We start from the raw sequence: 1,568 nt of genomic DNA, 5'->3' as shown, positions 1-1,568 counted from the left end.
GTTACTGTTCAGACCCTAACTTGACATTCTAACCTAACGATAAAAATACATATGAAAATTTGAGAAAACCCAGAAAAAATCTAACTTTTTTGGGTTTTTCTATTGCATTTTACATCGTTATGATATATAATATAAACGTAACGATGTTACAGAAAGGAGCACCCCCATGGGAATAATAAAACAACTTGATAAACGAACAGGAATAACCTATGTCTACGAATCCAAGGCATACTGGGACAAAGAAAAACAGCAGAGCCGGGCCAAGCGTACTCTTATCGGAAAGATAGATCCTGAGACGGGTGAGATGATTCCGACAGATGGGAGACACAGAAAAACTGAAGCTGCACAGGAAAAAGAACCTGATTACAAAAAGTTATATGAAAAGCTTCAGAAAAAATATGTGGCACAGGAAATAGTCATCAAATCGCTCAAGGAAGAAATCAAGCAGCTAAAGGCAGGCCAATAATCATTATGTACGACTCTCAGTATGAATTTATTACAACTTTACAGTACCGCGTAAAAAGTCTTCAGGCTCAGCTTGAGGCTTTCAGAAGTGGCAATAAATATCTACAGATGGAGGCTGAATATAAAAGCCTCCTTCGTACTGAGGAGTCTCGTATCCATAAACTTGAGGTTGACCTGTCCAGGGCTCACGCACAGACTATTGATGTCAGAAATAAATGGTGGGAAACCATAGAGGACATCTATAAGGAACACCAGAAAGAGCTTGCTGCCAAAGATACCCGTATCAGGGAGCTGGAAAAACGTGCACTGAATGCTGAAAGACAGCGCGATGAACTTCTTGATAAGAAAAGAGAACTGCTCCACGAGCTTTACGAAGTCAAGACAGAACTTGAAGACGAAAAAGAGAAGAATCAGCATCTTAAGGCACAGCTTAATAGAGACTATGAGAATTCTTCAAAGCCTTCATCCCAGTCAGTAAACCACAAAAAGATCACCAACAACCGCGAAAAGACTGGTCGTAAGCCAGGCGGACAGCCGGGGCATAAAGGGCATGGTCGCAAAAAGCAGGAACTGACGCAGCCGGTTATCTATTTGCCTGCTCCAAAGGAAGTTCTTGATGATCCCGGTTTTAAAAGAACCGGAAAAGTCATAAAGAAACAGGTTGTTGGCATCCATATCTGTATGGATGTCAGGGAATACTGGGCTGACGAGTATTATAATTCTCAGACAGGCGAGCGTATGCATGCAGAATTTCCAGATGGCATAAATGATGATGTCAACTATGATGGGACTATTAAAGCATTTCTTTATCTCCTCAACAATAGCAATAATGTATCTATTGATAATACAAAGGACTTTCTGTCTACTATTACACAAGGCAGGCTCAATATTTCCAAGGGAATGGTGAGCAACCTTAACAGGCAGTTCTCCAAAGCAACTGAATACCAGCGTAAAAAGTGGTTTGTAGATTTACAGAGAAATCCTGTTCTTCATATGGACTTCACTAATGCCAGATGTGATGGCAAAAACATGGAAGTAGCCATTGTCGCATCGCCTGATGGGCTTACACAGTATTATGGCAGAGAGCAGAAAGGGCATAATGG

At 41.0% G+C, this 1,568-nt stretch carries 2 protein-coding genes; both read left to right on the top strand.

Translation table 11 applies throughout. The features are described from left to right. Positions 1–166 precede the first annotated feature (166 nt). Positions 167–466, top strand: coding sequence for a hypothetical protein (locus G636_RS0114425; RefSeq protein WP_026508614.1), 300 nt, complete (start codon positions 167–169; stop codon positions 464–466). Between the two features lie 5 nt (positions 467–471). Further along, positions 472–1,568: DUF6444 domain-containing protein (locus tag G636_RS20675; RefSeq protein WP_035779807.1), on the top strand; the 1,097-nt coding region annotated here is incomplete at its 3' end.

It is taken from the genome of Butyrivibrio sp. MC2013, from assembly GCF_000424585.1.
GTDB lineage: Bacteria > Bacillota > Clostridia > Lachnospirales > Lachnospiraceae > Butyrivibrio.
Note: the sequence above shows the minus strand (reverse complement) of the source record. Positions and strands in the feature narration are given on the sequence as shown.